We start from the raw sequence: 24,429 nt of genomic DNA, 5'->3' as shown, positions 1-24,429 counted from the left end.
GTCAGTTCACTCCCGCGTACGAGTGCAGGCCGGTGAAGAAGAAGTTCACCCCGAACAGGTTCATCAGCATGGTCAGGAAGCCGAGGATCGAGATCCAGGCGACCACGTTGCGCTTGACGCTCGGGGTGGCACGGGCGTGCAGGTAACCGGCGTAGACGACCCAGGAGATGAACGCCCAGGTCTCCTTCGGGTCCCAGCCCCACGCCCGGCCCCAGGCCGCCTCGGCCCAGACCGCCCCGGCGATCACCGCGAAGGTGAAGATCGGGAAGGCGAACGCGTTCAGGCCGAAGGTCAGCCGCTCCAACGTGACGGCGCTCGGCGACCGGCGCGCCAGGACGTACGGGAAGCTGCGCTTGCCGGACTCGTACCCGGCCCGCATCAGGTACATCGCGGCGGGTACGAACGCGAGCAGCAGGATGCCGGACGAGAACACGATCGTCGTCACGTGGATCTCGAACCAGTACGAGTTCAGCGCCGGCACCAGCGGCACGACCGGGGTGTAGAGCACCAGCCCGGCGATGCCGAGCAGCAGCACCATCACCAGCGTCAGGACCAGCCCCAACTGGCGTACGGACGGCCAGCGGAAGAGCAGGTAGAGCCAGCCGGCGGCACCGACGAAGGTGACCGTCAGCACGAACTCGTACATGTTGCCCCAGGGCAGCCGGTCGGCCGCGACACCGCGGGTGACCAGTGCGCCGAGGTGCAGTGCGGTGGCGAGCACGGTGGCCACCATGGCGATCCGGGCGGCGATCGCGGCCCGCCCGGTCGAGCGCGCCGGAACGTCGCCGGTCGGCGGGACGCTGCCGCTCGGCGGGACGGCAGCGGGAGCGTCCGAACCGGACTCCCCGGCGCCGACCGTGACGAGTTGCCGGGCCGGGCGGGAGATCGCGGCGACCGCCCCCTTGCCACTGAAGGCGTACGACGCGGCGTGGCTGATCATCGCGATCAGGTATCCCAGGATCGTGAACACCAGGAGCTGGTCGGAGAGTGCGGCCATTTACTCGGTCCCTTCTCGGCCCCCGGCACCGCGTTCCACCGCGGCGACGAGCTGGTTGAACTCGTCGGCGAATCCGGCATAGTCGGTGCGCGGCAAGCCACCGGCCTCGATCAAGCTACTACCGCCCGTCGTGGACCCATCCTCCGGGGCGGCCGGAGTGACCCGGAACCAGACCCGACGGCGTCGCCCGAACAGCGAGAACATCAGGCCGATCAGCAGCAGCACCGAGCTGACCAGCATCAACGTCGAGGCCGGGGCGTACCGGACGGTCAGGGTGATGTACTGCTGGGTGCCCAGGAACTCGACCGTCGTACCGTCGTCGAGCGTCCACCGGTCGTTCGGGCGGAGCAGCTTCGCCTCCCCCACCTGGGTCAGCTTGCCCTCGCGTACCTGCTCCTGGTTGAGGCTGTAGACCGAGGACGGCATCCCGGCGTCCATCCCCAGGTTGCCCCGGTACGGGATCAACATCAGCGCCGGGTTCCGCTCCGCGGGGAACTGGGAGCGTACGAAGGGTGCCTCGTCGGGCGCGGTCGGCAGGTAGATGCCCTCGAAGGCGACCTGCGCCTTCGGGTCGCGCTGCCCGGTCGACGGGTCGAGGTTGACGTCCGGGAACGTGGCCACGCCCTCGCTGGTGAGGTTGCCGTCGTTGCTCAGGAACGGGAACGCCTGGGTCTGCGATTTGCCGTTGCGGTCGGTGTAGCGGATCACCGGGGCGTAACCGTGGCCGAGCAGGTAGACGTTCGCCCCGTCCAGCCGCAGCGGCGAGTTGACCGAGAAGTCCGCCGCCCGCTGCGCACCGCCGTCCTGGTCCACCAGCACCGAGGCGCTGAACGACTCCGGCTGCCCCGACGGCAGGAATTGGGCCTTGAAGTTGGTCAGCTCCAGGCAGAACCGGGGCAGGTCGGTGGCCTGCACCCGGGGCCCGAGACCGGACTCGCTGAACTGGTCGAGTGTGCTGCAGAAGGAGGAGTCCTTGCCGGCGACGAGCAGCCGGTTGCCGTGCCATCCGTACCAGGAACCGAGCGCGACCCCGACGAGCATGGCCAGCAGCGAGATGTGGAAGAGCAGGTTGCCGCTCTCCTTGAGGTAGCCCTTCTCGGCCGCGACGGTGTTGCCCCGGACCACCACCCGCCAGCGCCGCTTGCGCAGCAGCGCCGCGATCGCCGACAGTTCCGCGTCCGCGTCGCCCCGCGCACCGGCCACCTCCGGGTCGGCCAGGACCGCGTGCTGCGGCAGCCGGTCCAACCGCTTCGGGCCAACCGGCGGTACGGAGCGCAGCGTACGGAAGTGGTCGCGCATCCGCGGCGCGATGCAGCCCACCAGCGAGGTGAACAGCAGCAGGTAGATCGCGGAGAACCAGATCGAGGCGAAGACGTCGAAGCCGCCGATCCGGTCGAGTACCGGGGCGAGGTCGGGATGCTGGTCGAAGTAGGCGTTGACCTTCTCCGGGCTGATGTTGCGCTGCGGCAGCACCGAGCCCGGAATGGCCGCGACGGCGAGCAGGAAGAGCAGGATCAGCGCCGTACGCATGCTGGTGAGCTGCCGCCAGGAGTTGCGCAGCAGCGCCAACAGCCGGTTCGGCCGGCGTACGCGCGGCGGCCCGTCGCTGGTGGCGCGCGTACCGGGGTCGGTCCGCTGTTCGACGCTGGACATCAGATGCTGACCTCACCCACGCCGAACGTCGTCTGCAACCAGATCACGAAGTGGAGCCAGCCGCCGGTGACCAGGGCCAGTCCGACCAGGATCAGCAGCGCCCCGCCGATCCGGGTGACCCAGGCGCTGTTGCGCCGGACCGCCTTGAACACGCCGAGCAGTCGCCGGAAGGCCAGCCCGAAGATCACGAACGGCAGCCCGAGCCCGAGGCAGTACGCCACCGCCAGCAGCGCGGCCCGGTCGGTCTGCCCGCTGACCGTCGCCATGCCGAGCACCGCACCGAGCGTCGGCCCGGAGCAGGGCAGCCAGGACAGGGCGAACACGGCGCCGAAGACCGGGGCACCGATCAGGCCGGCCGCCGGCAGCCGCTGGAACCGGAACTCCCGCTGCAGGCCGGGGACCAATCCCAGGTAGGCGAGCCCGAGCAGGATGATCAGCAGCCCGACGCCGATCTCCAGCGGTCGGCGCTGGGCGAGGAGGACCCGGCCAACGCTGGCGACGAGGATCGCGCTGAGCACGTACACGACGGTGAAGCCGGCGATGAACAGCATGGTGCCGGCGAGCACCCGACCCTTGACCGCGCGAGCCTCCCGGCTCGCCACCGCCACGGCCACCGCGCCCTCGCTGGACGGGCTTGCCTGTGCGGCGGTATCCGACGGCGCGGAGGCCTGCCTGCCACTGGTGGCGCCGAGGTCGGCACCGGCCAGGCCGGTGACGTACGACAGGTAGCCGGGGACCAGCGGCAGGATGCACGGCGACAGGAAACTGACCAGGCCGGCGAGGGCGGCGGCGGCGAACGCCAGCAGCAGCGGCCCGTCTTCGGCGAGCCGGGCGAAGGTGTCGCCCATCAGCGGGCCACCGGGGACGGCGAGCCCGGCGGGAACGGCGAGCCGGAACCGGGCGCGGGCGACGGTGAACCGGAACCGGCGCTGGTCGCGGGCGACGGTGCGCCGCCGCTCGGCGGTGCCTCGGCGGCGATCCGGGCCACCACCGGTTCCAGCATCGAGCGCACGACCGGCTTGCGGAAGACGGCCGCGATCCGGCCCTCCCGGTCGAGCACGATCGTCGCCGGGGTGCTGTTCGGCGGGATCTCGAAGTTGAGCGACACCCGGTTGCCGGGGTCGAACAGGCTGGCGTACGTCACCCCGAGGCTCTGCTCGAACGCCTTGGCCTTGTCCCGGCCGTCCTGGACGTTCACGCCGAGGAACCGGACCCCCTGCCCGGCGGTCGCCTGGTAGGTGCCTTCGAGATCGTCCGCCTCGGCCCGGCAGGGCGCGCACCACGAGCCCCAGAAGTTGACCACGACGACCTGGCCCCGGTCCTGGGTCAGGTCGTACTGGCCGCCGTCGAGCAGTTCACCGCTGACCTTCGGCGCGGGCGCCCGATTCTCCGGGCTGCACTCGATCGCCTTGTCCGCGTTGGTCGAGCACTTCGACTCCCAGTTCTCGCCGCCGGAGCAGCCAGCGAGCGCCACCACCGTGACGGCGGAGAGCATCGCGCCGAGCCAGACCCGCGGCGGGAACCTCATGTCGTCAAGCCCCCTTGGCCGTCCGCGCGGTTGGCGACATGGCGACCAGGTGCGCGGCCGGCTCGGAGTAACCGATGCCGACGACCTTGGCGCCGTCGAAGTGGAACGAGGTGAGGCTGGCCAGTCCGCACTGCCGCTTGCGCGGGTCGTGCCAGAGGCGCTTGCGTTCGACGTACCGGCGCAGGGTCCAGATCGGGAGCTGGTGCGAGACGCAGACCGCCTCGCGTCCCTCGGCGGCCACCCGGGCGGCGTGTACGGCGGCGAACATCCGCTCGGCGATCACCCGGTACGCCTCGCCCCAGGACGGGGTCACCGGGTCCCGCAGCACCCACCAGTTGCGCGGGTCGCTGAACGAGCCGTCGCCGGGCGACACCCGCTTGCCCTCGAACCAGTTGGCGCTCTCGATCAGCCGGTCGTCGACCGCTACCGGCAGGCCGAACTGGGCGGCGAACGGTTCCGCGGTCTGCTGGGCACGTTCCAGCGGGCTCGCCACCACGTACGCCAGGTCACGGTCGGCGAGCGACTGGGCCGCCGCCTTCGCCATCTGGACGCCCAGCTCGGACAGGCGGAAACCGGGCAGCCGACCGTAGAGGATCTTGTCCGGGTTGTATACCTCCCCGTGCCGCAGCACGTGGACGACCGTCTTGCTCACTTGCCTACCCCCCGAGACTGGCCGCCGCTGCCGCAGCCGCTGCCACGGGCAGGGCTGCCGCGTACTGCTCCAACGCGGCGTCGTCCAACGCCGCCGACACGAACCACGACTCGAAGGCGCTCGGCGGCAGGTAGACGCCGTTGGCCAGCATCGCGTGGAAGAACGCCCGGAACGCGGACACGTCCTGGGTACGAGCGGACTCGTAGTCGACCACGTCGTCAGCGGTGAAGAAGATCGAGAACATGCTGCCCGCGTACGACAGGTTGTGCGGCACCCCGGCGGCGGCCAGCGCGTCGCTCGCCAGCTTGCCCACGGCGGCGGCGTTGGTGTCCAGCCGCTGGTAGAGCGCCTCGTCGGCGAGCCGGAGGGTGGCCAGCCCGGCGGCGCAGGCGAGCGGGTTACCGGAGAGGGTGCCGGCCTGGTAGACCGGCCCGGCCGGGGCGAGGCGCGACATGATCTCGGCCCGGCCGCCGAAGGCCGCCGCCGGCAGTCCGCCACCCATGACCTTGCCGTACGTGAACAGGTCCGCGTCGACCGGTTCGAGCCCGGCCCAGCCACCCGCCGACACCCGGAACCCGGTCATCACCTCGTCCACCACGAGCAGCGCGCCGTACGCGTGGGCGATGCTGGCCAGAGCGGCGTTGAAACCCTCACGGGGCGCCACCACGCCCATGTTGCCCGGCGCCGCCTCGGTGATGATCGCGGCGATGTGCTGGCCCTCGTCGGCGAACACCGCCTCGACCGCGGCCACGTCGTTGTACGGCAGCACGATGGTCTCGCTGGCCGCGGCGCCGGTGACGCCGGGCGAGTCGGGCAGGCCGAGGGTGGCCACGCCGGAGCCGGCCGCGGCGAGCAGCGCGTCCACGTGCCCGTGGTAGCAACCGGCGAACTTGACGATCTTCGAGCGGCCGGTGAAACCACGGGCCAGCCGGATCGCCGTCATGGTCGCCTCGGTACCCGAGTTGACCAGGCGAACCTGCTCCACCGGCGTACGCGCGACGATCTCGGCGGCCAGCTCGACCTCGCCCGGTGTGGGCGTACCGAAGCTGGTGCCGAGCGCGGCGGCGGCCTGGACGGCGGCGACCACCTCGGGATGGGCGTGCCCGGCGATCAACGGTCCCCAGGAGCAGACCAGGTCGACGTAACGCCGACCGTCGGCGTCGAACAGCCACGGGCCGGAGCCACGGACCATGAAGCGCGGGGTGCCCCCGACCGCCTGGAACGCGCGTACGGGAGAGTTGACCCCGCCCGGCACGATGGCGCGGGCGCGGTTGAACAGGGCCTCGGAAGCCGGGGCGTCGGCCGGGTACGGGCCGGTGCCGGCAGAGTACGTATCGGTCACGGTGCCGCCATTCTGTCAGCGCTGCCGCACAGCAGGGTAACCACCCCTGCTGGGGTAACCCCGCTCACGTCCCGCTCGCCTGTCCGGAGCGGGCCCCGACAGCGTGGCTGTACGCCTCACCCGGCCGAGTCACCTAGATCGCGATACGCTGATCCGGTGGAGCGAGCCGAGCTGACCATCGCGGTCCAGCGGACCGCCGACGAGGTGATTCTCAGCCTCGCCGGCGAAATTGACATGCTCACCGCCAGCCGGCTGTCGGCCGTCGTGAACGAGGCACTTTCCGACGCGCCGCCCCGGTTGGTCCTTGATCTGGCCGGAGTCACGTTCTGTGACTCACAGGGGCTCGGCACCCTGGTCGTGCTGAGCCGTAAGGCCAGTCACGCCCAGACCCTGCTGGTCCTGACCAACGTCGGCGACTTCCTGCTCCGCGTCCTGGACATCACCGGCCTGCGGTCGGCCCTGATGATCCGCAACGAACCCGCCAACAGCTAGACGGGACCGGTCACTCGCGCGTCAGTCCCGGCGGGAGCGCGTCTTCGTCGGGTCCGACCGGGCGGGCGTTGACCAGCGGGTTGTGGCGCAGGGCGGTGATCAGGTCGGCGGTGCCGCCGATGTCGGTCCAGGTGTCGTCCCAGAGCGCGGAGACGAGCCAGGACCGGTCCGCGGGGAAGAGCAGATCGGGCAGCGGCCCGTCCCCGCGCATGTGACCGGTCCGCCAGTTCAGGGCCTGTTCGGGCCCGGCCTCCACCAGCACGTACGGCCAGTTCCAGTACAGCGACACCCTCGGGGCGCGAGGGAAGACGATGTCGTGGGCGCCGGTTTCGAGGTAGCCCAGCCACCAGGGTTGCTCGGGGGTGTGCTTGACGAGCACGTCGACCACGGCGCGTTCGTGGGCCGGGTAGCCGACGCCGTCGGGTGGATAGAAGGTGGCGTACGCGTCGAACACCGGCGGGATCGCCGTGGTGATCGAGAGCCCCTGCGTGGTCTGCCCGGCGAGCCAGGCCACCTCGTCGGCCGTACCGATCCGCCAGCTCTGCCCGTCCCTGGTGACGTCCACAACACCCATTCAACCGGACCTAGGCCGAGCTGCGGCGAATTACCACCCCTGGAGGGGTACGAATCCGCCACAGCCACCCTCGGGCCGTACGGGGGTCAGGAGGTGGTGCCCCAGCGGGCCTGTTCGAGGATCTCGGTGGCGCGAGCCTGGGCGGTCGGGTCGTCGGACCGGAGGAGGCGGGTGGCCTCGTCGACCGCGTCGGTGAGGTTGCGCCACTGGGCGTTGCGCTCGCGTACCACCTCGGCCTGGGCGACGAGCTGCCGGTTCTTGGTCCACAGGTCCACGAAGACCGACACCTTGGCCCGCAGCACCCACGGGTCGAACGGCTTGGTCAGGTAGTCGACCGCGCCGACCGCGTAACCGCGGAGCGCGAGCTGGGCGTCCCGGTCCGCGGCGGTCAGGAAGATGATCGGTACGTGTCGGGTCCGCTCCCGCCGCTTGATGTGGCTCGCGGTCTCGAACCCGTCCATGTCCGGCATCTGGGCGTCCAGCAGGATCACCGCGAAGTCGTCCACCAGCAGCTGCTTGAGCGCCGCCTCACCGCTCTCCACCGCGACCGAGTGCACCGGCAGGCCCTGCAGGATCGCCTCCAGGGCCAGCAGGTTCTCCCGCCGGTCGTCGACCAGGAGCGCCTTCGCCACCTCGCTCATCGGACCACCACGTTGCCGCCGTACTCGCTCACTCGGTCATCTCCCGTCCGCTGCCGTTGACCCAGGAAGCCATCAGCTCGATCAGCTCGTCCAGGTCGACCGGCTTGGTGATGTAGTCGCTGGCCCCGGCCCCGAGCGCCGACTCCCGGTCGCCGGGCATCGCCTTCGCGGTCAGGAAGACCACCGGCAGGTCGGCGAACCGGTGGTTGCGCCGAATCGCCCGGGTGGTCTCGTAACCGTCCTGGTCGGGCATCATCGCGTCCATCAGCACGATGTCGACCTCCGGATGCTCGGCGAGCAGCCGTACGCCGTCCACCCCGTTGTCCGAGTAGAGCACGGTCATGCCGTGCAGCTCCAACGCGCTGGTCAAGGCGAAGACGTTGCGTACGTCGTCGTCGATGATCAGTACGGTGGCGCCGTCGAGCTGCCGGGTGACCGGTGCGCTCACCCGCTCCAACTCCGTCGACCGAAGCAGCGGCGGCATCTCGTTGCGGACCGGCATGGTCGGCATCGGCATCGGCGCGACCACCGCGTCCGGCGCCAGCACGTCCGGTACGAAGAGGGTGAAGGTCGAACCCTGACCGGGCGCCGAGGCCACCGTGATCGTGCCACCGATCAGCCGGGCCAGGTCGCGGCTGATCGACAGCCCCAACCCGGTGCCGCCGTAACGCCGGCTGGTGGTGCCGTCCGCCTGCTGGAACGCCTCGAAGATCAGCGACAGCTTGTCGTCGGAGATGCCGATGCCGGTGTCGATGACCGTGAAGGCGACCACCTGCCGTGCCGTGGCCAGCGCCGGTACGTCGAAGTACATGCCCTCCGGCGCGGGCGCGATCCGCAGCGTCACCGCTCCGTTGTCGGTGAACTTGACCGCGTTGGACAGCAGGTTGCGCAGGATCTGCTGGAGCCGCTGGGCGTCGGTGATCACCGCCTCGGGCAGGTCACGGGAGACCCGAACCTGGAAGTCCAGGCTCTTCTCCTCGGCCTGCGGGGCGAACGCCTGCTCGACGTAGCCCCGGACCTCGGCGAACCGTACCTCGGTCGGCTCGACGTCCATCCGACCGGCCTCGATCTTGGACAGGTCGAGGATGTCGTCGATCAGCCGCAGCAGGTCGGAACCGGCGCTGTGGATGGTCCGGGCGAACTCGGTCTGCTTCTCGGTCAGGTTCTGCTCCGAGTTGTCCGCGAGCAGCCGGGCCAGCAGCAGCAGCGAGTTGAGCGGCGTACGCAGCTCGTGGCTCATGTTCGCCAGGAACTCCGACTTGTACGCCGATGCCCGGCTGAGCTGCTGCGCCTTCTCCTCCAGACCGATCCGGGCCATCTCGATCTCCCGGTTCTTGGTCTCGATGTTGCCCTTCTGCTCGGAGAGGAGCTGCGCCTTGTCCTCCAACTCGGCGTTGGTGCGCTGGAGTTCGGCCGACTGTTCCTGCAACTCGTGGGCGAGCCGCTGGGACTGCGCCAGCAGTTCCTCCGTACGCCGGTTGGCCTGGATGGTGTTGACCGCGATGCCGATCGTCAGCACCAGCCGTTCCAGGAAGGTGAGGTGCAGTTCGGAGAAGGCGGCGACGCTGGCGAACTCGATCACGCCGAGCATCTCGCCCTCGAACAGCACCGGCAGCACCACCAGGTCGGCCGGGGGTGTCGCCGCCAGCCCGGACCGTACGGTGAGCTTGCCGTCGGGGACGTTCACCCTGATCGTGCGCCGGGAGAGCGCGGCCTGGCCGACCAGTCCCTCACCGGGTCCGAAGGTGACATTGTGGTGCCGGGCGACGTAGCCGTACGACGCGGTCAGCCGCAGCCGCATCGACGCCTCTTCGGTGTCGGCCAGGAAGAACGCGCCGAGCTGCGCGTCGACCAGCGGGGTCACCTCGGTCATGATCATCCGGCAGACCTCGCCGAGGTCGCGCTGTCCCTGGAGCAGACCACCGATCCGGGCCAGGTTGGAGTCGAGCCAACCCTGCTCGGCGTTCTTCTTGGTCGTCTCCCGGAGCGTGACGATCATCTGGTTGATGTTGTCCTTCAGCTCGGCGACCTCGCCCTGCGCCTCGACCGTGATCCGCTGGGTCAGGTCGCCCCGGGTCACCGAGGTCGACACCTGGGCGATCGCGCGAAGCTGGGTGGTGAGGGTGGAGGCGAGCTGGTTCACGTTCTCGGTCAGGTCCCGCCAGGTGCCGGAAACCCCCTTCACCTGCGCCTGACCGCCGAGCTTGCCCTCGATACCCACCTCGCGGCCGACCCGGGTCACCTCGTCGGCGAACGAGGACAACTGGTCCACCATGATGTTGATGGTGTTCTTCAGCTCCAGGATCTCGCCCTGCGCGTCCACGGTGATCTTCTGACGCAGGTCACCGCGCGCCACGGCCGTGGTCACCGAGGCGATGTTGCGCACCTGTGAGGTCAGGTTCGACGCCATCGAGTTCACGTTGTCGGTCAGGTCCCGCCAGGTACCGGAGACACCCTTCACCTCGGCCTGACCACCGAGCTTGCCCTCGGTGCCGACCTCGCGGGCCACCCGCGTGACCTCGTCGGCGAACGACGACAACTGGTCCACCATCGTGTTCACCGTGGACTTGAGTTCCAGGATCTCGCCCTGGGCGTCCACCGTGATCTTCTGCGACAGGTCACCGCGCGCCACCGCCGTGGAAACCTGGGCGATGTTGCGCACCTGGGAGGTCAGGTTCGAGGCCATCGAGTTCACGTTGTCGGTCAGGTCGCGCCAGGTGCCGGCGACGCCGCGTACCTGGGCCTGGCCGCCGAGCTTGCCCTCGGTGCCCACCTCGCGGGCCACCCGGGTCACCTCGTCGGCGAACGACGACAACTGGTCCACCATCGTGTTCACCGTGGACTTCAACTCCAGGATCTCGCCCCGAGCGTCGACGGTGATCTTCTGGCCGAGGTCGCCCCGGGCCACCGCCGTGGTGACCGAGGCGATGTTCCGTACCTGCGAGGTCAGGTTCGACGCCATCGAGTTCACGTTGTCGGTCAGGTCCCGCCAGGTGCCGGATACACCCTTCACCTGGGCCTGACCGCCGAGCTTGCCTTCCGTACCGACCTCGCGGGCAACACGGGTGACCTCGTCGGCGAACGACGACAACTGGTCCACCATCGTGTTCACCGTCGACTTCAACTCCAGGATCTCGCCCCGGGCGTCGACGGTGATCTTCTGCGACAGGTCGCCCTTCGCGACCGCGGTGGAGACCTGGGAGATGTTCCGGACCTGGGAGGTTAGGTTCCCGGCGAGCTGGTTCACGTTCTCGGTCAGGTCCCGCCAGGTGCCGGAGACACCGCGTACCTGGGCCTGGCCGCCGAGCTTGCCCTCGATGCCCACCTCGCGGGCCACCCGGGTCACCTCGTCGGCGAACGACGACAACTGGTCCACCATCGTGTTGACGGTGTCCTTGAGTTCGAGGATCTCGCCCTGCGCCGCGACGGTGATCTTCTGGCTCAGGTCACCCCGGGCCACCGCCGTCGACACCTGGGCGATGTTGCGCACCTGGGAGGTCAGGTTCGACGCCATCGAGTTGACGCTGTCGGTCAGGTCCTTCCAGGTCCCGGCGACGTTCGGCACCTCGGCCTGGCCGCCGAGCTTGCCCTCCGTACCGACCTCGCGGGCCACCCGGGTCACCTGCTCGGCGAAGAGGCGCAGCGTGTCGGTGAGCGAGTTGAAGGTGTGCGCCAGCTCGGCCACCTCACCCTTGGCCGATACGGTGATCTTCTGCGACAGGTCGCCGCGGGCCACCGCCGTGGCCACCTGTGAGATCGATCGCACCTGGTACGTCAGGTTCGACGCCATCGTGTTGACGGACTCGGTCAGGTCCTTCCAGGTGCCGGCGACCCCGCGTACGTCGGCCTGGCCGCCCAGTTCACCCTCGGTGCCCACCTCGCGGGCCACCCGGGTCACCTCGTTGGAGAAGGACGAGAGCTGGTCCACCATCGTGTTGACCGTGCGGCCGATCCGGAGGAACTCACCGCGCAGCGGCCGGCCGTCCATCTCCAGCGCCATGTGCTGGGAGAGGTCACCGTCGGCGACCGCCACGATGACCCGGGCGATCTCGGTCGTCGGGTTGGTCAGGTCGTCGATCAGCGAGTTGATCGCCCGCTGCCCGTCAGCCCAGGCACCGTCGAAGCCCTCCTCGTCGAGCCGCTCGGTGAGCCGCCCGTCCCGGCCGACTATCCGGCTGACCCGCCGCAGGTCCAGGTTCTGCCGCTCCTGCAGGGAAACCACCTCGTTGAAGGCGTCCGCGACCTCGCCTCCGACTCCCGCGCGGCGCGGCAGCCGTACCTTGAGATCGCCGCGACGGACCCGCCGCAGCGCCTCGGCGAGCTCGCCGAGCAGGACCGCGTCGTCGGTGGTCGACGGGTCTGCGGCGGACAATTGTTTCGCCGTGGTCATTCTTCCTCGCTCAGCTGGGGGAGGTGGACCGTGCCTGGCCGGCCCCGGTAGCGGCGGCGGCACCCCCATCATTGTGCTCCGATCCCGCTGATACCAGTCCATGCTGACCTGGGGCGGCGTGCCGGCAGGCTTGGCACCGACAGCCGCGCGGTGGAGGATGAAACGGTGTCAGCGGAAATCGGGGGGCCGTTCAGCGACGGTGCGGACGAACGTGTCCGGCGGGTACGGCTACCAGCCGACCGCCGTACGCCGGCCGCCGCGCGGGCGATCGTGCGGTCGGTGCTCGCCGAGGCGCACCTGGACGAACTGCTCAACGAGGCACTTCTGCTCACCACCGAGCTGTCCACGAACGCGGTGGAGCACGCCGGCACCGAACTGGACATAGAGGTCGTCGCGGATGAGAGCGGACTTACCGTGACTGTCTCCGACTTTGCCGTCGGACCGCTGGAAAAGGTAACCGCCCGCCCCAAGAACGACCTGACGGACATCTCTGAGGTATCGGAACGAGGACGGGGACTGCTGCTCGTCGACCACTTCGCCAGCCGCTGGGGCACCACCCACCTCCCCACCGGCAAGGGCGTCTGGTTCCGGCTCGACCGCAAGAGCGCCCCCGACACCGCCCCCGGCCGCACCGGCTCGATGCCGGCCAGCGGTACGCCCACCGGCCCGACACCGAGCGCGGGCGCGCTCACCGCGCTGATGCACACCGTGCCCGACCCGTACACCGACGACCCGCTGCCGGACTTCGCCGCCAACCTGCTCGCCCGGGTCGGCGAGATGGTCGGCGCGGCCGGCGGCACCGTCCGACTCGACCGGGGCGACGGCAACGGGTCCCAGGTGCTCGCCCGCTACGGCCGGCACCCCCGCCCCGGCGACGACCTGCTCCGCGTACCGCTCGCCGTGCACCGCCCGTACGCCGGGGAACTGGAACTCGACGCCGCACCCTCGGGATATGTCCAGCCGCTCGCCGCGCTGATGGCCGAACGGCTCTCCCTGCACCTGGAGAACGACCGGCTCCGCCGGGCCGACGTACGCCGGCAGACCTGGTTGACCTTCCTCGCCGAGGCGAGCGAACTGCTCGCCCAGTCCCTCGACGTCGACCTGACCATGGCGCTGATTCCGCAGCTCGTGGTGCCCCGGCTCGGCCAGTGGTGCGCGGTGCACACCGCCGACGAGTGGGGCCGGCTCAAGCTCGCCGCGGCCAGCCACGCCGACGAGGCGGTCCTGCCGGAACTGCACAAGGTCCTCAGTGAGGACGGTCCGGACTCGGTGCAGGCCCGCCTGCGGGAGGCGTCCCGCAGTGGTTCCCAGGTGCCGATCGGCGGGCCGATGGACGGCTTCGCGGTCCCGCTGGTCGCCCGGGGTCAGCGTCTCGGCACCCTCGCCGTCGGACGCCACCTGCGACACCGGCACGACCCGGACGAGGTCGCGGTGCTGGAGGACGTGGCCCGGCGGGCCGCGCTGGCGATCGAGAACGCGCGCATCCACGCCGAACGGCGGCGGATCGCGCACACCCTGCAACAGTCGCTGCTGCCACCGGTGCTGCCGGTCGTCGACGGCATCGGCTTCGCCGCCGAGTACGTGCCGACCGGTGACGACGCCGACGTGGGCGGCGACTTCTACGACGTCGTACCGCTGCCGGACGGGCGGTGGCTGGTGGTGGTCGGGGACGTTTCCGGCAAGGGCGTACAGGCCGCGGCGGTCACCGGGCTGGTCCGGGACGTGATCCGGGTGCTGGTCGGTGACGGCAAGCCGCTGCCCGAGGCACTCGACCGCCTCAACGAGACCCTGGTCGAGCGCGGCGGCGGACGCTACTGCACGCTCGCCCTCGCCGCGGTCGGCCAACGCCAGGACGGGCAGCTCTCGGTCGAACTGCACCTGGCCGGCCACGACCGCCCGGTGCTCGTACGCGGAAACGGCCGGGCCTCGTTCGTCGGCACCGGCGGCACCGCGCTCGGCCTGCTGGACTCGATCGCCACCCCGTCGGCGAGCGTGCCGATGGGTCCGGGCGACTCGCTGATCTTCTACACCGACGGGGTGACCGAGCGGCGCCGTGGCCGCGAGCTGTTCGGGCTCGACCGGCTCCGGGACGCCGCCGGGCCACTGGCCGGCTACTCGGCGGACGTGGTCGCCGCCCGGCTGCGCTCGACCGCGATCGGGTTCTCCGGCGAGACCCCGCGCGACGACATCGCCATCCTCGTACTGCGCAACGACGCCCTCCCGGTTTGAGCCCCCGGGTACCGCGCAACGCCCTCCCGGTCTGAGCCGCCGGGTACTGCGCAACGACGCCCTCCCGGTCTGAGCCGCCGGGCCGCGCCGCCGGAGCCGGAGCCGGTGAACGGCCTGGTGGGGTCGGTGCGAGGCCTGGTGGAAGCCGGTCGATCTAGACTGGCGGCCATGCCATCGATCACCCGACGCTCAGTGGACCCCGATCGCCGGGCCTCGGTCGAGGCCGAGATCGTGGCCGCGACCGTGCGCCTGCTGGCCGAAGGGGTGAGCTTCACCGAACTCGGGGTGCAGCGGATCGCCGCCGAGGCGGGTGTCGCCCGGTCGACCTTCTACACCCACTTCCGGGACAAGAGCGAACTGCTCATGCGGCTCGCCGGCACCATGCGTACGTCCGGCTACGACATCGTGGCCACCTGGCAGCTCGCCGACGGCCTGGATGCCCTGATCGACGTCTTCCAGCGGGTCACCGCGCTCTACCGGGAGTACGCCGTGGTGTTCGCCGCGATCAGCGAGGTCGCCGGGTACGACACCGCGGTGCGGGAGTTCTGGGCGGCCGGGTCCAACCGGTTCCTCGAATTCGGCGGTCGGATTCTGGAGGCGGAGCAGCAGGCGGGTCGTGTCCCGGCCGACATGGACGTGACAAAGGCGATCCGGATAATCGTGATCGGTGGGGAGCGGGCCATCGCCGACCATGTGGCGACAACCGACGACAGCAGCGGCGACGACGCCTTCGGCGCGGAACTGGCCAAGATCTGGTGGTACGGGGCCTACCGGCGCCAGCCGTAGCCGAATCAGGTGCCGGGGCGGACGAAGGCGCCGTACCACTGCGTTCTGGCGAGTTCCCGGGCAACCGCCACGTCGCGACCGGGGTCGTCGGTCATGACCTGGTTGGAGATGACCCGGTAGCCACCCCAGACGATCACCTGGCTGACCGTCAGGGGATCGAGGTCGGCCGGGATCCGCCCGGCCACCTGGAGCTCGGTGAGCAGTCCCACCCCGAACTCCACGAACCGGTCCAGTTCCGCGTTCCACAGGCTCTGCACCGCCGGGTCGTACGCGGACACCTCGTTGACCGCCCGCAGCACGTGCGCCCGGTCCCGGTAGTGCCGGATCACCCGGAGCAGCACGTCCTCCAGTCCGGCGACCCCCTGCTCGGGGCGCCAGGAGCGGACGAGGTCGAAGGCCGTCTGCACCATCGTCCCGGCCAGGCGTACGACCAGGTCGGTCTTGTCGCGGAAGTGCACGTAGAAGGTCGATCGCGCGACACCCGCCTCGGCGGCTATCCGCTGGATGCCCAGCTCGGTGAAGGTCGACCCGTCCGCCAGCAGGCGTTCGGTCGCGGCCAGCACCTGGGCCTCCACCCCGGCACGCTGCTCGGGCCCCAGATAGGGGCGGCGGGTGATCGAGGGCATGCCCAGATCGTATCCGGACCGACCGCGATGATCATGGTCTGCTGCCACGGAACGCCTGCTCATGCCATCCGTACGGCTTGAGGGCTTTCGCCCCTGTCCGGCGACCACGGGTAGCAGAGTGAGGGGGCGGAGCCCGGCCGACTCGACCGACGACCTTCTGGGAGCTGTGGTGAAATACCGCCTGATGGGCCGTACCGGCCTGTACGTCTCGGAGATCTCCCTCGGTGCGATGACCTTCGGCGGCTCCGGCCCGATCTGGGACATGGTCGGCGGACTCGGGGTGGCGGACTCGGAACGGATCGTCGGCACCGCACTCGACGCCGGGGTCAACCTGATCGACACCGCCGACGGGTACGGCGACGGCGAGAGCGAGGAACAGCTCGGCACGATTCTCAGGGGCCGCCGCGAGGACGTCATCCTGACCACGAAGGCGCACGCCCGTACCGGGCCGGGGCCGAACGACGTGGGCCAGACCCGGCTGCACCTGATGCGGAACCTGGAGCAGAGCCTGCGCCGGCTCCAGACCGACTACATCGACGTCTACATGATGCACAACTTCGATCACCTGACGCCGTTCGAGGAGACGCTGCGCACCCTCGACGACGCGGTACACCAGGGCAAGATCCGGTACATCGCCGCCGCCAACCTCTCGGCCTGGCAGGTCAGCAAGGCGCTGGGCGTCTCCGGTCGGCTCAACCTGAACGGCTTCGCCGCCCTGCAGAGCTACTACTCCCTGGTCGGGCGGGACGCCGAGCGGGACATCATCCCGATGGTGCTCGACGAGGGTGTCGGCCTGTTCGTCTGGGCGCCGCTGGCGGCCGGCTTCCTGACCGGCAAGTTCAACCGTGACGCCAGCGACTCCAGCGGCCGGCGCGGGAGCGAGGGCTTCCCCGACTTCCCGCCGGTCGACCACTCGCGCGGGTACGACATCCTCGACGTGGTCCGTACCATCGCGCAGCGGTACGACGTCAGCATCGCCCAGGTCTCGCTCGCCTGGGTGCTGGCCAAGCCGGGGGTCACCAGCGTCACCGTCGGTGCCCGCAAGCCGCACCAGCTCACCGACAACCTCGGCGCCATCGACCTGACGTTGACGGAGCAGGACCTGGCCGAACTCGACGAGATCAGCAAGCCGGTGCCGAGCTACCCGAACTGGGTGCAGAGCGGCTTCTACCGGGACGTCCGCTACCCGCAGCAGTAGTACGGGAAAGCTGACGCCCGGCACCCTGCTGGTGGCGCGGTGCCGGGCGTCAGCGGCTCGGGTGCCGACGGAGGAGTCAGATGCCGCCGGTGTAGCGGCCGGGAGCGAGCCGGTGGTCCGGGTCGAAACGCTCCTTGACCCGGCGAAGCAGTGGCAGGGTGGGAAGCTGGCCCCAGAAGTCGATCTCCCGGCGGATCCGGGGCGGGGCGGACAGCACCACGCACCGGCCGTTGCGGGCGAGCAGCACCCGCCGTACCACCGAAAGGATCGAGGCGATCTGCTCGGGGGCGAGGTAGCCGGGCAGTGCCGCGTAGACCACCCCGAGTCCGGCCGAGCCGCGCACCGGGATCGGCGTGCCGGCGGCGTCGCGCAGCGCGTAGACGGCGGCGTGCAGGTCGGCGGAGGGTACGTCGATGCGGAGCGCGACGTCGTCGGCGGTGAACGGGTAGCGGCCCCACCAGGACGGCGCGGCGGTGTGCACCCGGCTGTCGCCCTCCAGCAGCTCGACCAGCCGGGCCACCCTGCCCCCGACGTCGGCCTGCCCACCCTCCAGCAGTACGGCAAGACTGCCGGCCACCAGAGCTGACCCGGCCGGATGGCTACCACGGGAGCCGGTGGGCCCCTCCCTGGGCAGGTCGATCTCGATCGCCGCAGGGCTCAGCCAGGAGCCGTGGATCAACCGGACCAGGTTGTACATCTCCAGCGGAGACCGGACCTGACGAGTCACCCAGATCCGGCTGGCCGGAACCGGCTGCACCCGCAGGGTCGCCGAGACCAGCACCCCGAGGGCGCCGTTCGATCCGCAGAGCAGTCTGGCGAGGTCGTGTCCGGCGGTCTCACCGGCCGCCCAGCCGCCCGCGTGGTGCAACACTCCGGTCGCGTCGACGTAGCTGACCCCGAACAGCCGGTCGCCGGGCGAGCCGTGCCGGTGCCGCATCGGACCGGTCTCGTCGGCGGCCACCACCCCGCCGACGGTCGCCTCGGCCGAGGGCGCGTCGATCGGCAGCCGCATGCCGGTACGGGCCAGCGCGGCCTGCACCGCCCGGAGCGGCGTGCCGGCGCCGACCTCCGCGACCATGTCCTCGCCGGAGTGGTGCCAGACGCCGGCCAGCCGGCCGGTGTCGAGGACGATGTCCACCCGCGACGGTGGTGCACCCCAGTCCAGTTTGGTGCCGGCGCCGCGCGGAACCACCGACAGCGCCCGGTCGGCGGCCGCTCGCAGCACCGCGCCCACCGCCTCGGCGGTGCCCGGTGCGGCCACCCAGGCAGCCGGTGCTCCGGCAACCCCGTCGGCCATTCCGGCCGGTCGGGCGAAACGCTCTCCACAGATCTCGGCCAGGCGCTGACCGATCCCCCCACCAGTTGTCCGCTCAACCGCTGTCGATGTCCCCACGAGGTTTATCGTACACATGTTCGAACGATTGCCAACGGTCGGTGCCGGACCGGCGGGGCCGGGGGCGGTAACGTGGCCGGGGTGAGCACTGAGACGCCCGTTGCCGCCCCCGTCGCGAACCGGATCCCCACCGAGCGCACCCACCACGACGACACCGTCATCGACGAGTACGCGTGGCTTGCGAACAAGGAGGACCCGGCGACGATCGCCTACCTGACCGCCGAGAACGACCACACCGACGCGGTCACCGCACCTCTGGCCGCGCTGCGGGAGACGCTCTTCGGCGAGACGAAGGACCGCACCCAGGAGACGGACCTGTCGGTGCCGGCCCGCAAGGGCGGCTACTGGTACTACACCCGCACGGTCGAGGGCCAGCAGTACGGCATCCAGTGCCGCCGCCCGGTCGCCGACGGTGAGACGGAGCCCCCGGCGACCGGTGACGGTGCCCCGCTGGACGGCGAGGAGATCCTGCTCGACGGCAACCAGCTCGCGCAGGGCCAGGACTTCTTCGCCCTCGGCACCTTCGACGTCAGCCCGGACGGGCGCTGGCTGGCGTACTCGACGGACTTCGCCGGGGACGAGCGCTTCACGCTGCGGGTCAAGGACCTCCAGACCGGCGAGGTGCTCGCCGACGAGGTGCCGGACACGTTCTACGGTTCCGCCTGGTCCGGCGACGGGTCCACGCTGTTCTACCTGACCGTGGACGAGGCGTGGCGGCCCAACCAGGTATGGCGGCACACCGTGGGCGCGGCGGCCGCCGACGACGTCGTCGTCTACCAGGAGGACGACGAGCGGTTCTGGGTCGGGGTGGAGCTGACCCGGTCGGAGAAGTTCATCGTCATCGACTCGCACAGCAAGGTCACCAGCGAGGTACGGGTCATCCCGGCCAGCAACCCGACCGGCGAGCCCGCGGTCATCGCGCCGCGCCGGCAGGGCATCGAGTACTCGATCGAACACCACGGGCACCGGTTCCTGGTCCTGCACAACGACGGTGCCGAGGACTTCGCGCTGGCGTACACGTCGGCGGACAGCCCCGGCGACTGGGTGCCGATGATCGACCACCAGCCGGGCACCCGGCTGGAGTCGGTGGACGCGTTCGCGAACCACCTGGTCGTGTCGCTGCGGAACGAGGGCCTGACCGGGTTGCGGGTGCTCACCGCCGGCAGCACCGACTCGTACGACATCGACTTCCCCGAGCCGATCTACAGCGTCGGACTGGACGGCAACCCGGAGTACCAGACCGACACCGTACGGCTGCGCTACACCTCGCTGGTCACCCCGGACTCGGTCTACGACTACGACCTGGTGACCCGGGCGATGGTGCTGCGCAAGCGCAAGCCGGTGCTGGGCGACTTCGACCCGGCCGCGTACGAGCAGCACCGGGTCTGGGCGCTGGCCGACGACGGTACGCGGGTGCCGGTGTCGCTGGTCGCCCGCGCCGGTACGCCCCGCGACGGCTCGGCACCGTGTGTGCTCTACGGCTACGGGTCGTACGAGGCGAGCATGGACCCGTGGTTCTCGATCCCCCGCCTGTCCCTGCTGGACCGGGGCGTGATCTTCGCGGTGGCGCACGTACGGGGTGGCGGTGAGCTGGGCCGGCACTGGTACGAAGAGGGCAAGATGCTGGCGAAGAAGAACACCTTCACCGACTTCGTGGCGGTCGCCCGGCACCTGGTCAAGTCCGACTGGACGTCGACCGACAAGCTGGTGGCGCGCGGCGGTTCGGCCGGTGGGCTGCTGATGGGCGCGGTGGCGAACCTGGCCCCGGACGCGTTCGCCGGGATCGTCGCGCAGGTGCCGTTCGTGGACGCGCTCAACTCGATCCTGGACCCGTCGCTGCCGCTGACGGTGACCGAGTGGGAGGAGTGGGGCAACCCGCTGGCCGACCCGGAGGTGTACGCGTACATGAAGTCGTACACGCCGTACGAGAACGTGGCGGCGGTGGACTACCCGGCGATCCTCGCGGTGACCAGCCTGAACGACACCCGGGTGCTCTACCACGAGCCGGCGAAGTGGATCGCCCGGCTGCGGGCGGTGGCGCCGGGCGGGTCGTACCTGTTGAAGACGGAGATGGGCGCCGGGCACGGCGGGCCGAGCGGTCGCTACGACTCGTGGCGCGAGGAGGCCTTCGTCAACGCGTGGACGCTGGACCGGTTCGGCCTGAGCGCCTGAGCCCCGGGCCCGTCGCGTTACAGGCGGGCGCCTGATCGGTACGCACTGGTGGAGAGTCGCGGCTGTCGCGGCTCTCCATCAGTCTTGTCGGAATTGACTAAGTTATTAGTTAACAACCTTGCCAGAAAGCTGCCGGATGTTATAGAAGTATTTCCATGCGTATACGACGGACCGCCCTGGCTCTCGCCCTGTTGGGGGCAAGCCTGGCCACCCTGCTGACGGCTCCCGCGTCCGGCGTCGCCCAGGCGGCGCCGGGCGCACTCACCTGGAGCGACGAGTTCAACGGAGCCGCGGGCACCAGCCCCGACGGCGGCAAGTGGAAGTTCGACATCGGTGGCAGCGGCTGGGGCAACAACGAGCAGCAGTACTACACCAACTCCACCCGCAACGCCGCGCACGACGGCAACGGCAACATGGTGATCACCGCCCGCCGGGAGAACCCGGCAAACTACCAGTGCCACTACGGCACCTGCCAGTACACCTCGGCCCGGTTGCTGACCGCGGACCGGTTCACCCAGACGTACGGCCGCTACGAGGCCCGCCTGAAGATCCCGCGCGGCCAGGGCATCTGGCCGGCGTTCTGGATGCTCGGCACCGGCTCGCAGGGCTGGCCGGGCAACGGCGAGATCGACATCATGGAGAACATCGGTCGGGAGCCGAACACGGTCTACGGCACCCTGCACGGCCCCGGCTACTCCGGCGGCAGCGCGATCAGCAGCAGCTACAGCCTCCCCGGCGGCCAGGCGTTCGCGGACGCCTTCCACACCTTCACCGTGGACTGGGCGCCGGACTCGGTGACCTGGTACGTCGACGGCATCCAGTACGCCCGCAAGACCGCGGCCGACCTGCGCGGCAACCCGTGGGTCTACAACCACCCGTTCTTCATGATCATGAACGTGGCGGTCGGCGGCTACTGGCCCGGTTACCCCGACGGCAGCACGCAGATGCCCCAGCAGATGCTGATCGACTACGTCCGGGTCTACGCCTGGAACTCCGGCGGCACGCCGCCGCCCGCCACCGGCGGCCAACTGATCGGGTACGGCAACAAGTGCATCGACGTGCCCGGCGGTACGCCCACCGACGGCAGCCAGTTGCAGCTGTGGGACTGCAACGGCACCGACGCCCAGCGATGGAGCTTCCCCGGCGACGGCACCGTCCGCGCGCTGGGCAAGTGCATGGACGTGGCCTGGGGATCGGTCGCCGACGGCGCGAACATCCAACTCGCCACGTGCAGCGGCAACCCGGCCCAGCAGTTCGTCCTGAGCGGTGCCGGTGACCTGGTCAACCCGCAGGCGAACAAGTGCGTCGACGTACGCGACTGGAGCACCGCGAACGGCGCCAAGCTCCAGCTCTGGACCTGCCTCGGCGGCGCGAACCAGAAGTGGCGTCGCGGCTGAACCAGCCTCCGGGTCGTACCTGACCCGGTGCCGGTGTTCGCCTGGGCGGGGGGATCCGCTCAGGCGAGCACCGCGGCGGCCAGCACTGTCGGGTCCACGTTGCCGCCGCTGACCACCGCCACCGTCCGGCCGGGCGGCAACTCGGCCGGACGGAACAGCCGGGCGGCGGTGGTCACCGCACCACTCGGCTCGACCACCAGCCGGGCTCCCCGTACCAGGCGGGAGGTGGCGGCGGCGATCTCGTCCTCGGTGACCGTCACGATGCCGTCGAGGTGCTGCCGCAGGTGGGCCAGGGTCAGCTCGGCCAGGTTGGTGCGCAGCCCGTCCGCGCTGGTCCGATGGGTACGGGCCAGGTCCCAGACGACGAGTTCCCCGGTGGCCAGCGATTCCTGCGCGTCGGCCGCATACGCGGGTTCCACGCCGTAGACCCTGGTCGACGGGGAGAGCGCCTTGATCGCGGTGGCGACGCCGGAGGAGAGTCCGCCGCCGCCGACCGGGACCAGCACCACGTCGACCTCGGGCAGGTCCTCGACGATCTCCAGCCCGATGGTGCCCTGACCGGCGATGACGTCGCGGTGGTCGTACGGCGGGATCAGCGTCCGCCCCCGCTCGGCGACGATCCGCTCGGCGCTGGCGAGCCGGTCGGCCGGCGGCACGAGCAGCACCTCGGCGCCGAGCGCCCGTACCTGCTCGATCTTGATCGGCGGCGCCCCCTCGGGGATCACCACCGTGCACGGCACCCCGGCGGCCCGAGCCGCGTACGCCAGCGCCTGGCCGTGGTTGCCGGAGGAGTGGGTGACCACGCCACGGGCCCGCTGTGCCTCGGTCAGCCGGGCGACTGCGTTGGTGGCGCCGCGCAGCTTGAACGAACCGACCGGTTGCAGGCTCTCCGGCTTGAGCCAGAGGTCCGGATCCCAACCGGCGGGCAGCAGCGGAGTACGCACGACCCGGCCGGCGATCCGTTGCGCGGCGGCCCGGACATCGTGCAGCGTCACCAGGTCCATTCGATCATCATGCCGCAGAGCCGACCCGGGTCACCGCCACCAGAAACCACGATCTCGAACGGGCAAAGCGGGACTAAAGCCTAGAATCAGGCAAAGTGATCCGCGCGATCGGGGGACCGCGATGCCCACGCCCGACCCTCCGGATAACGGCACGCCCGAACCCACCCCGGACCCGCACGGCTCCCCACCCTCCCGTTCCGAACCGCCACAGCCGCCGCAGTCGCAGCCATCGCCGTCGGAGCCAGCCCCCGCGTCCGGCCCGCCGGAGGAATCCGGCCCGCACGCCCAGCCCTGGACCTGGTCGGTCGACCCCGACCCGCCCACCCGCGAGCCCACCCCGGATCCCGAGGGCGGCCCGTTCGTGGACGAGCCGACACCCCCGCCGCCCGTGGCCGCGCCACCGCACCCGGACCCGCCCGCTCGCCCGCCGGACTGGTCGACCCCGGACACCCCGGTGGTCGCCCCGCCGATCGGCGGCGACTTCGCGCCGCCGCCCCGCCCGGACCAACCCTCGCCGTACGCCGAGCAGCCCTACCCGGAGCAGCAGTACCCGGAGCAGCCCTATCCCGAGCAGCAGTACCCGGAGCAGCCCCACCGCGAGCAGGAATACCGGGAACAGCAGTACGCCGACGAGACGTACCCCGACCCACCGGGGCCGTACTGGCCGGACGACGCACCCTGGCTGGACGAGTCACCGGGATACGCACAGCCACCGCCGGAGCGGCGGCGGCGCCTCTGGCTGGTGCTCGGGGTCAGCGTGGCGCTGGTGCTCTGCTGCTGCGCCGGGGTCGTCGGTACGGCGCTGACCTGGGGCGGAAACCTCTACGCCGAGGTGGAGAGCCGGGGCCAGCGGATCGTCGGGCTGAACCAGTCGGGCCGCGACGGCGACCTCGAATTCCTGGTACGTGAGGTCGAGTGCGGCGTCGGTCGGGTCGGTGACCCCCTGGTCAACCAGCTCGCGGTCGGCCAGTTCTGCGTGGTCGACATCGCCGTACGCAACGTCGGCAAGCGGCCGGTGTTCTTCACCGACACCCTCCAGGAGGCCTTCGGACCGGGCGGCGAGCAGTTCGGCGCGGACAGCGGCGCGAGCGTGCTCGCCAACTCCGACCAGCAGGTGTTCATGAACGAGATCAACCCCGGCATGCAGGTGACCGGTGCGGTGGTCTACGACATCCCGTCCGGCGCCCGGATCGTACGGATGCGGCTGCACCACACCCCCAGCTCGCCCGGCCTGGTGGTCCGGGTGGAGTAGCCGCCCAGCCCGTCCGCGGCTCGGTCGGCGCGGTGCGGCGCAGCCCGATCCGCCCTCCGACCAGGGCCGGTCGGACCAGGGCCGGGAGCCGGTCCGGCACTGC

19 protein-coding genes are annotated in these 24,429 nt (G+C 70.6%); 7 read left to right on the top strand and 12 right to left on the bottom strand.

The genetic code is table 11. The features are described 5' to 3' along the window. Window position 1: 1 nt before the first annotated feature. The 6 genes from ccsB to hemL are packed head-to-tail and all read right to left on the bottom strand — an operon-like array spanning window position 2 to window position 6,172. A complete protein-coding gene (gene ccsB / locus AB0J90_RS09610; RefSeq protein ID WP_363593973.1) occupies window positions 2-997 on the bottom strand; it encodes a c-type cytochrome biogenesis protein CcsB in 996 nt (331 codons plus the stop codon). After that, complete coding sequence (locus AB0J90_RS09605; RefSeq protein WP_363593971.1) at window positions 998-2,650, bottom strand: cytochrome c biogenesis protein ResB; 1,653 nt, start codon at window positions 2,648-2,650, stop codon at window positions 998-1,000. Continuing rightward, complete coding sequence (locus AB0J90_RS09600) at window positions 2,650-3,498, bottom strand: cytochrome c biogenesis protein CcdA (RefSeq protein WP_363593969.1); 849 nt, start codon at window positions 3,496-3,498, stop codon at window positions 2,650-2,652. The genes AB0J90_RS09605 and AB0J90_RS09600 overlap by 1 nt, the downstream gene beginning before the upstream one ends. After that, window positions 3,498-4,178 carry a TlpA disulfide reductase family protein gene (locus AB0J90_RS09595; RefSeq protein WP_363593967.1) on the bottom strand — a complete coding sequence of 227 codons (681 nt, stop codon included), beginning with the start codon at window positions 4,176-4,178 and terminating at the stop codon, window positions 3,498-3,500. The genes AB0J90_RS09600 and AB0J90_RS09595 overlap by 1 nt, the downstream gene beginning before the upstream one ends. Before the next feature lie 4 nt (window positions 4,179-4,182). Beyond that, window positions 4,183-4,830: a histidine phosphatase family protein gene (locus tag AB0J90_RS09590; RefSeq protein WP_363593965.1), complete on the bottom strand. Its 648-nt coding sequence runs from the start codon at window positions 4,828-4,830 to the stop codon at window positions 4,183-4,185. A gap of 4 nt (window positions 4,831-4,834) precedes the next feature. Continuing rightward, window positions 4,835-6,172, bottom strand: coding sequence for a glutamate-1-semialdehyde 2,1-aminomutase (gene hemL, locus AB0J90_RS09585; protein ID WP_363593963.1), 1,338 nt, complete (start codon window positions 6,170-6,172; stop codon window positions 4,835-4,837). Window positions 6,173-6,328: 156 nt separating this feature from the next. Between hemL and AB0J90_RS09580 the strand changes: the two genes are divergently transcribed. Continuing rightward, entirely contained in the window at window positions 6,329-6,664 is a 336-nt protein-coding gene (locus AB0J90_RS09580) for an STAS domain-containing protein (protein ID WP_363593961.1), read from the top strand. A 10-nt stretch (window positions 6,665-6,674) separates the two neighbouring features. On the opposite strand, the gene AB0J90_RS09575 is transcribed toward AB0J90_RS09580, so the two are convergent. The 3 genes from AB0J90_RS09575 to AB0J90_RS09565 all read right to left on the bottom strand — a co-directional run bounded on the left by AB0J90_RS09575 (window position 6,675) and on the right by AB0J90_RS09565 (window position 12,269). Next, on the bottom strand, window positions 6,675-7,238 hold the full coding sequence (locus AB0J90_RS09575; protein WP_363593959.1) for a hypothetical protein: 564 nt from the start codon (window positions 7,236-7,238) through the stop codon (window positions 6,675-6,677). An 86-nt stretch (window positions 7,239-7,324) separates the two neighbouring features. Then, on the bottom strand, window positions 7,325-7,879 hold the full coding sequence (locus AB0J90_RS09570; protein WP_363593957.1) for a response regulator: 555 nt from the start codon (window positions 7,877-7,879) through the stop codon (window positions 7,325-7,327). Window positions 7,880-7,907: 28 nt separating this feature from the next. Further along, entirely contained in the window at window positions 7,908-12,269 is a 4,362-nt protein-coding gene (locus AB0J90_RS09565; protein WP_363593955.1) for a HAMP domain-containing protein, read from the bottom strand. Between the two features lie 165 nt (window positions 12,270-12,434). Between AB0J90_RS09565 and AB0J90_RS09560 the strand changes: the two genes are divergently transcribed. Together AB0J90_RS09560 and AB0J90_RS09555 are read left to right on the top strand one after the other, a co-directional pair. After that, a complete protein-coding gene (locus AB0J90_RS09560; RefSeq protein ID WP_363593953.1) occupies window positions 12,435-14,498 on the top strand; it encodes a SpoIIE family protein phosphatase in 2,064 nt (687 codons plus the stop codon). A gap of 168 nt (window positions 14,499-14,666) precedes the next feature. Beyond that, the gene (locus tag AB0J90_RS09555; protein WP_363593951.1) at window positions 14,667-15,284 is read left to right on the top strand and encodes a helix-turn-helix domain-containing protein; all 618 of its coding nucleotides are present in this window, start codon (window positions 14,667-14,669) and stop codon (window positions 15,282-15,284) included. Window positions 15,285-15,289: 5 nt separating this feature from the next. On the opposite strand, the gene AB0J90_RS09550 is transcribed toward AB0J90_RS09555, so the two are convergent. Next, on the bottom strand, window positions 15,290-15,910 hold the full coding sequence (locus AB0J90_RS09550) for a TetR/AcrR family transcriptional regulator (RefSeq protein WP_363593949.1): 621 nt from the start codon (window positions 15,908-15,910) through the stop codon (window positions 15,290-15,292). A gap of 169 nt (window positions 15,911-16,079) precedes the next feature. On the opposite strand from AB0J90_RS09550, the gene AB0J90_RS09545 reads away from it, so the two are divergent. After that, on the top strand, window positions 16,080-17,108 hold the full coding sequence (locus AB0J90_RS09545) for an aldo/keto reductase (protein ID WP_363593947.1): 1,029 nt from the start codon (window positions 16,080-16,082) through the stop codon (window positions 17,106-17,108). Between the two features lie 76 nt (window positions 17,109-17,184). Here the strand turns inward: AB0J90_RS09545 and AB0J90_RS09540 are convergent, their stop codons facing one another. Next, entirely contained in the window at window positions 17,185-18,501 is a 1,317-nt protein-coding gene (locus tag AB0J90_RS09540) for an FAD-binding oxidoreductase (RefSeq protein ID WP_363593945.1), read from the bottom strand. An 81-nt stretch (window positions 18,502-18,582) separates the two neighbouring features. Here AB0J90_RS09540 and AB0J90_RS09535 point away from each other — a divergent pair, with 81 nt between their 5' ends. Then, window positions 18,583-20,673, top strand: coding sequence for a S9 family peptidase (locus AB0J90_RS09535; RefSeq protein ID WP_363593943.1), 2,091 nt, complete (start codon window positions 18,583-18,585; stop codon window positions 20,671-20,673). Window positions 20,674-20,828: 155 nt separating this feature from the next. Beyond that, window positions 20,829-22,070 carry a family 16 glycosylhydrolase gene (locus AB0J90_RS09530; protein WP_363593941.1) on the top strand — a complete coding sequence of 414 codons (1,242 nt, stop codon included), beginning with the start codon at window positions 20,829-20,831 and terminating at the stop codon, window positions 22,068-22,070. A 59-nt stretch (window positions 22,071-22,129) separates the two neighbouring features. Here AB0J90_RS09530 and AB0J90_RS09525 read toward each other — a convergent pair whose 3' ends face one another. Beyond that, window positions 22,130-23,074 carry a threonine/serine dehydratase gene (locus AB0J90_RS09525; protein WP_363593939.1) on the bottom strand — a complete coding sequence of 315 codons (945 nt, stop codon included), beginning with the start codon at window positions 23,072-23,074 and terminating at the stop codon, window positions 22,130-22,132. Between the two features lie 121 nt (window positions 23,075-23,195). Here AB0J90_RS09525 and AB0J90_RS09520 point away from each other — a divergent pair, with 121 nt between their 5' ends. Beyond that, complete coding sequence (locus AB0J90_RS09520) at window positions 23,196-24,326, top strand: DUF4352 domain-containing protein (protein ID WP_363593937.1); 1,131 nt, start codon at window positions 23,196-23,198, stop codon at window positions 24,324-24,326. Window positions 24,327-24,429: the final 103 nt, after the last annotated feature.

The sequence above is a fragment of the Micromonospora sp. NPDC049523 genome, assembly GCF_040676775.1.
GTDB lineage: Bacteria > Actinomycetota > Actinomycetes > Mycobacteriales > Micromonosporaceae > Micromonospora_G.
Note: the sequence above shows the minus strand (reverse complement) of the source record. Positions and strands in the feature narration are given on the sequence as shown.

What these genes read in the sequence shown, in the direction of transcription:
- AB0J90_RS09600 (WP_363593969.1), bottom strand. Translation starts at nt 3,498, where the DNA reads ATGGGCGACACCTTCGCCCGGCTCGCCGAAGACGGGCCGCTGCTGCTG.
- AB0J90_RS09605 (WP_363593971.1), bottom strand. Translation starts at nt 2,650, where the DNA reads ATGTCCAGCGTCGAACAGCGGACCGACCCCGGTACGCGCGCCACCAGC.
- AB0J90_RS09550 (WP_363593949.1), bottom strand. Translation starts at nt 15,910, where the DNA reads ATGCCCTCGATCACCCGCCGCCCCTATCTGGGGCCCGAGCAGCGTGCC.
- AB0J90_RS09570 (WP_363593957.1), bottom strand. Translation starts at nt 7,879, where the DNA reads ATGAGCGAGGTGGCGAAGGCGCTCCTGGTCGACGACCGGCGGGAGAAC.
- AB0J90_RS09520 (WP_363593937.1), top strand. Translation starts at nt 23,196, where the DNA reads ATGCCCACGCCCGACCCTCCGGATAACGGCACGCCCGAACCCACCCCG.
- AB0J90_RS09595 (WP_363593967.1), bottom strand. Translation starts at nt 4,178, where the DNA reads ATGAGGTTCCCGCCGCGGGTCTGGCTCGGCGCGATGCTCTCCGCCGTC.
- AB0J90_RS09555 (WP_363593951.1), top strand. Translation starts at nt 14,667, where the DNA reads ATGCCATCGATCACCCGACGCTCAGTGGACCCCGATCGCCGGGCCTCG.
- AB0J90_RS09565 (WP_363593955.1), bottom strand. Translation starts at nt 12,269, where the DNA reads ATGACCACGGCGAAACAATTGTCCGCCGCAGACCCGTCGACCACCGAC.
- AB0J90_RS09575 (WP_363593959.1), bottom strand. Translation starts at nt 7,238, where the DNA reads ATGGGTGTTGTGGACGTCACCAGGGACGGGCAGAGCTGGCGGATCGGT.
- AB0J90_RS09525 (WP_363593939.1), bottom strand. Translation starts at nt 23,074, where the DNA reads ATGGACCTGGTGACGCTGCACGATGTCCGGGCCGCCGCGCAACGGATC.
- ccsB (WP_363593973.1), bottom strand. Translation starts at nt 997, where the DNA reads ATGGCCGCACTCTCCGACCAGCTCCTGGTGTTCACGATCCTGGGATAC.
- AB0J90_RS09530 (WP_363593941.1), top strand. Translation starts at nt 20,829, where the DNA reads ATGCGTATACGACGGACCGCCCTGGCTCTCGCCCTGTTGGGGGCAAGC.